This window comes from Actinobaculum sp. 352, from assembly GCF_003957265.1.
GTDB lineage: Bacteria > Actinomycetota > Actinomycetes > Actinomycetales > Actinomycetaceae > Asp313.
In genome coordinates this window covers 1-5,771 of the sequence record NZ_RQSN01000023.1, presented here as the reverse complement: position 1 = coordinate 5,771, position 5,771 = coordinate 1, and the positions used below count along the sequence as shown (strand labels likewise).

The following is a 5,771-nucleotide window of genomic DNA, read 5'->3' as shown; positions in this document are numbered from 1 at the left end:
TGGGGTGTGGGTGTGGTGTTTGGGTGCTTGATAGTGTGTCTGGTTTTTGTTTTTTGTTTGGTGGCTGGCTGTCTGCTGTTGTGGTGGGTGGTTGGTTGCTGTTTTTGTTGGGTTGGGTTTGGCTCTCTTTTTGTTTTTTGTGGAGAGTTTGATCCTGGCTCAGGACGAACGCTGGCGGCGTGCTTAACACATGCAAGTCGAACGGGCTCATTCTGGCTTTTTGGTTGGGGTGGGTTAGTGGCGAACGGGTGAGTAATACGTGAGTAACCTGCCCTCTTCTTCGGGATAAGCTTTGGAAACGGGGTCTAATACCGGGTATTCCCTTGGTGTCGCATGGTGCTGGGGGGAAAGGGTTTTTCTGGTGGGGGATGGGCTCGCGGCCTATCAGCTTGTTGGTGGGGTGATGGCCTACCAAGGCGTCGACGGGTAGCCGGCCTGAGAGGGTGACCGGCCACATTGGGACTGAGATACGGCCCAGACTCCTACGGGAGGCAGCAGTGGGGGATATTGCACAATGGGCGCAAGCCTGATGCAGCGACGCCGCGTGGGGGATGAAGGCTTTCGGGTTGTAAACCTCTTTCGGCAGGGGACAAGGCTGCTCGTTTGGGTGGTTGAGGGTACCTGTAGAAGAAGCGCCGGCTAACTACGTGCCAGCAGCCGCGGTAATACGTAGGGCGCGAGCGTTGTCCGGAATTATTGGGCGTAAAGGGCTCGTAGGCGGTTTGTTGCGTCTGCTGTGAAAACGCGGGGCTTAACTTCGCGCGTGCAGTGGGTACGGGCAGGCTGGAGTGCGGTAGGGGTGGCTGGAATTCCCGGTGTAGCGGTGGAATGCGCAGATATCGGGAGGAACACCGATGGCGAAGGCAGGTCACTGGGCCGTTACTGACGCTGAGGAGCGAAAGCATGGGGAGCGAACAGGATTAGATACCCTGGTAGTCCATGCTGTAAACGTTGGGCACTAGGTGTGGGGCTTGTTTGTGGGTTCTGCGCCGTAGCTAACGCATTAAGTGCCCCGCCTGGGGAGTACGGCCGCAAGGCTAAAACTCAAAGGAATTGACGGGGGCCCGCACAAGCGGCGGAGCATGCGGATTAATTCGATGCAACGCGAAGAACCTTACCAAGGCTTGACATGCGTCGGGATCGTGCAGAGATGTGCGGGTCTTTGGACTGGCGTGCAGGTGGTGCATGGTTGTCGTCAGCTCGTGTCGTGAGATGTTGGGTTAAGTCCCGCAACGAGCGCAACCCTTGTCTCGTGTTGCCAGCATTTGGTTGGGGACTCACGGGAGACTGCCGGGGTTAACTCGGAGGAAGGTGGGGATGACGTCAAATCATCATGCCCCTTATGTCTTGGGCTTCACGCATGCTACAATGGCCGGTACAGAGGGTTGCGATATCGTGAGGTGGAGCGAATCTCTTAAAGCTGGTCTCAGTTCGGATCGTAGTCTGCAACTCGACTACGTGAAGTCGGAGTCGCTAGTAATCGCGGATCAGCAACGCCGCGGTGAATACGTTCTCGGGCCTTGTACACACCGCCCGTCACGTCACGAAAGTTGGCAACACCCGAAGCTCGTGGCCTAACTGCTTTTTTGGTGGGGGGAGCGGTCGAAGGTGGGGTTGGCGATTGGGACGAAGTCGTAACAAGGTAGCCGTACCGGAAGGTGCGGCTGGATCACCTCCTTTCTAGGGAGTGCCCTGGTGTGCTCATGCTTGTTTGTGGGTGTGGGTGTTGGGGTGCTGTTGTTTTGTTGGCCAGGCGCACTGTCAGGCTCTTGGGTGTTATGCCTTTGCTGCCCGTGTCTGCCTTCTTGTGTGGGGGTGGGTGTGGTGTTGGTGTGGTGGTTGTGAATTGTATAGTGGGTGCGAGTATCTTGAAAGTGTTGTAGGTGTTTATGGGCGTTCGGTGGATGCCTGGGTACCAGGGGCCGAGGAAGGACGTTGCGGCCTGCGATATGCCTCGGGGAGTCGGCGAGCGGGTGTTGATCCGAGGGTGTCCGAATGGGGTAACCTGGCCGGGGTTGTGCCTGGTCGTTCGTGTCTGAATGTATAGGGCGCGGATGGGTACGCGGGGAAGTGAAACATCTTAGTACCCGTAGGAAGAGATATTCCGTGAGTAGTGGTGAGCGAAAGCGGATGGTGGCCTAAACTGTGCGTGTGTGAGAGTCGTCGGGCGTTGCGCGTGCGGGGTTGTGGGGCGTGGCTGTTGTTCCTCCGACGGGGGGCTGCGTGTTGATGCTGGGGTAGTCGAAGGGTCTGGGAAGGCCTGCCGGAGAGGGTGAGAGCCCCGTAGGTGAAATCCTGGTGTTGCGTGTTGGTTGCGTTCCCGAGTAGCACGGGGCTCGTGGAATCTCGTGTGAATCTGGCAAGACCACTTGTCATGGCTGAATACTCCTGGTGACCGATAGTGGATAGTACCGTGAGGGAATGGTGAAAAGTACCCCGGGAGGGGAGTGAAATAGTGCCTGAAACCGGGCGCCTACAATCCGTCAGAGCCCTTTTTTGTGGGGGTGATGGCGTGCCTTTTGAAGAATGAGCCTGCGAGTTAGTGATGCGTGGCGAGGTTAACCCGTGTGGGGTAGTCGTAGCGAAAGCGAGTCTGAAGAGGGCGTGAGTCGCGTGTTCTAGACCCGAAGCGGGGTGATCTACCCATGGCCAGGGTGAAGCTCGTGTAAGAGCGTGTGGAGGCCCGAACCCACCAGGGTTGAAAACCTGGGGGATGAGTTGTGGGTAGGGGTGAAAGGCCAATCAAACTCCGTGATAGCTGGTTCTCCCCGAAATGTATTTAGGTACAGCGTTGCGTGGTTCCTTGTGGAGGTAGAGCGACTGGGTGGCTGATGGGCCTGACAGGGTTACTGAGGTCAGCCAAACTCCGAATGCTGCAAGGGTTGAGCGTGGCAGTGAGACGGCGGGGGATAAGCTTCGTTGTCGAGAGGGAAACAGCCCAGATCGTCGGTTAAGGTCCCGAAGTGTGTGCTAAGTGGGAAAGGATGTGGGGTTGCTGTGACAGCCAGGAGGTTGGCTTAGAAGCAGCCATCCTTGAAAGAGTGCGTAATAGCTCACTGGTCGAGTGGTTCTGCGCCGATAATGTAGCGGGGCTTAAGCACACCACCGAAGCCGCGGATGCCCAGCGTGTTCCCGGGCCTGCCTTGGGGTGGGTTGAGGGGTTGGGTGTGGTAGGGGAGCGTTCTGCGTGGGGTGAAGCTGCCGGGTGACCGTGTGGTGGACTGCGTGGGAGTGAGAATGCAGGCATGAGTAACGAGAGACGGGTGGGAATCCCGTCCGCTGATTGACTAAGGGTTCCAGGGCTAGGTTGTTCCGCCCTGGGTTAGTCGGGTCCTAAGGCGAGGCCGACAGGCGTAGTCGATGGGTGACCAGTTGATATTCTGGTACCGGCGAAGAACCGTCCATGTGGGTGTGGGTGATGCTAACCATCCCGGATCGCGCGGTCGTCTTTCGGGGCGGGTGTGTGTGATGGCGTGGGGTCCGAGCCTGCTTCTGCAAGCGTGTTAACAGGTGTGACGCAGAGTGGTAGTCCCGCGTGCCTTATGGCTTGGCATGTTTAAGGGTGTGGGTCGTTCCTTTGGTAAATCCGGGGGGCATGTGACTGAGGCCTGATGATGGCATCCCGTTGTGGGGTGGATATGGGGTGATCCTGTGCTGCCGAGAAAAGCATCGACGCGAGGTTTGAGCCGCCCGTACCCGAAACCGACACAGGTGGTCAGGTAGAGTATACCGAGGCGTGCGAGTGAATCGTGGTTAAGGAACTCGGCAAAATGCCCCCGTAACTTCGGGAGAAGGGGGGCCCGTGTCTTGACATCCCCGTGCGGGGTGGAGGGGTGTGGGTCGCAGAGAAGAGGGAGAAGCGACTGTTTATCAAAAACACAGGTCCGTGCGAAGCCGTAAGGCGATGTATACGGACTGACGCCTGCCCGGTGCTGGAAGGTTAAGCGGACTGGTTAGCTCCTCTGTGTGGGGGGTGACGCTAGGAAGTTAAGCCCCAGTAAACGGCGGTGGTAACTATAACCATCCTAAGGTAGCGAAATTCCTTGTCGGGTAAGTTCCGACCTGCACGAATGGCGTAACGACTTCTCCGCTGTCTCGACCACGAGCTCGGTGAAATTGCAGTACGAGTAAAGATGCTCGTTTCGCGCAGCAGGACGGAAAGACCCCGGGACCTTTACTATAGCTTGGTATTGGTGTGTGGTGCGGTTTGTGTAGGATAGGTGGGAGGCTGTGAAGCTGTCACGCTAGTGGTGGTGGAGTCGTTGGTGAAATACCACTCTGGTCGTAGCGCGCATCTAACTGTGGTCCGTGATCCGGGCCCGGGACAGTGCCTGGTGGGTAGTTTAACTGGGGCGGTTGCCTCCTAAAGGGTAACGGAGGCGCTCAAAGGTTCCCTCAGCCTGGTTGGCAATCAGGTGGTGAGTGTAAGTGCACAAGGGGGCTTGACTGTGAGACTGACGGGTCGAGCAGGGACGAAAGTCGGAACTAGTGATCCGGCGGTGGCTTGTGGAAGCGCCGTCGCTCAACGGATAAAAGGTACCCCGGGGATAACAGGCTGATCTTGCCCAAGAGTTCATATCGACGGCATGGTTTGGCACCTCGATGTCGGCTCGTCGCATCCTGGGGCTGGAGTAGGTCCCAAGGGTTGGGCTGTTCGCCCATTAAAGCGGTACGCGAGCTGGGTTCAGAACGTCGTGAGACAGTTCGGTCCCTATCCGCTGCGCGCGTTGGAGAATTGAGAAGGGCTGTCCCTAGTACGAGAGGACCGGGACGGACGGACCGCTGGTGTGCCAGTTGTCCCGCCAGGGGCATGGCTGGTTGGCTACGTTCGGAAGGGATAACCGCTGAAAGCATCTAAGCGGGAAGCCCGCTTCAAGATGAGTTCTCGATCCATGCTCTCTTGAGGGTGTGGGGGAGGTCCCCCGGAGATGACGGGGTTGATAGGCCGGATGTGGAAGCCTTGTAAGGGGTGGAGCTGACCGGTACTAATGACCGATGACCTATAACACATGTTTTCTTGTGTGCTCGCGCCTACTATACGATTCACGATCCCCACGCCAAGCAGGCCACTCGTGTGAGGGGCTTGGTGGTTGGGTGTGGGTGCCCGTGTTGTTTGTGGTGGTGGTCATAGCGGTAGGGAAACGCCCGGTCCCATTCCGAACCCGGAAGCTAAGCCTGCCAGCGCCGATGGTACTGCACTCGGCAGGGTGTGGGAGAGTAGGACACTGCCACCACGTTCTCGGTTGGTCTGAGGGCCAGAACCCGCAAGGAGTTGTTGTCTTGTGGGGTTCTGGCCCTCAGGCGTATGCGTGTTGTCTGTGGGTATTGTGTTTAGACGCATTCCTGGTTGTTGTCTTGGCCCACCAGACAAACCCGACAGCGCCCTGCAGGCGCCCGACAAGCACGACAGGCACCCGGCAGGCGTGTGGAGTCACGGGCCTATAGGCCCGGTGGTGGTCACCTCTGCCACACTCATACCCGGCCCCGGGCCCGTGTTTGAGCTGGCACGGAAGCCAAATCCCGCCGCGCCGACCCGCTCAGGCATTGAAACGGTGGCCGAGCGTAGCACCGAGATACCGAACCAGCACGGCCGTGATGGCACAAAGAATGCTCGGCACAGGCCCGGTGCCAACAACCCCGGGTTCTCGCCGTCTCGTGGATCATTCCCCTGGCTCATCGACCGTTAGTATTCGCCGACGGGCAAACACTGCGACGATGATGCAGAGACAACAGTGCCAACCATGAAAACCAACAAGGACGGCGGCAAACAC

1 protein-coding gene and 3 rRNA genes are annotated in these 5,771 nt (G+C 58.1%); 3 read left to right on the top strand and 1 reads right to left on the bottom strand.

Annotated elements, in window-relative coordinates; all coding sequences use genetic code 11:
- Window positions 1-136 precede the first annotated feature (136 nt).
- The 3 genes from EKN07_RS12235 to rrf all read left to right on the top strand — a co-directional run bounded on the left by EKN07_RS12235 (window position 137) and on the right by rrf (window position 5,234).
- A 16S ribosomal RNA gene (locus EKN07_RS12235) occupies window positions 137-1,680 on the top strand.
- A 197-nt stretch (window positions 1,681-1,877) separates the two neighbouring features.
- Window positions 1,878-5,008, top strand: a 23S ribosomal RNA gene (locus tag EKN07_RS12230).
- A 109-nt stretch (window positions 5,009-5,117) separates the two neighbouring features.
- Window positions 5,118-5,234: ribosomal RNA gene (gene rrf / locus EKN07_RS12225) — 5S ribosomal RNA — on the top strand.
- Together the 16S, 23S and 5S rRNA genes form the textbook arrangement of a ribosomal RNA operon.
- Window positions 5,235-5,431: 197 nt before the next feature.
- Here rrf and EKN07_RS12905 read toward each other — a convergent pair.
- Complete coding sequence (locus EKN07_RS12905) at window positions 5,432-5,677, bottom strand: hypothetical protein (protein ID WP_206435733.1); 246 nt, start codon at window positions 5,675-5,677, stop codon at window positions 5,432-5,434.
- Window positions 5,678-5,771: the final 94 nt, after the last annotated feature.

Excerpts from the sequence above, each read along its gene's own strand:
- EKN07_RS12905 (WP_206435733.1), bottom strand. The coding sequence starts at position 5,677 with ATGAGCCAGGGGAATGATCCACGAGACGGCGAGAACCCGGGGTTGTTG.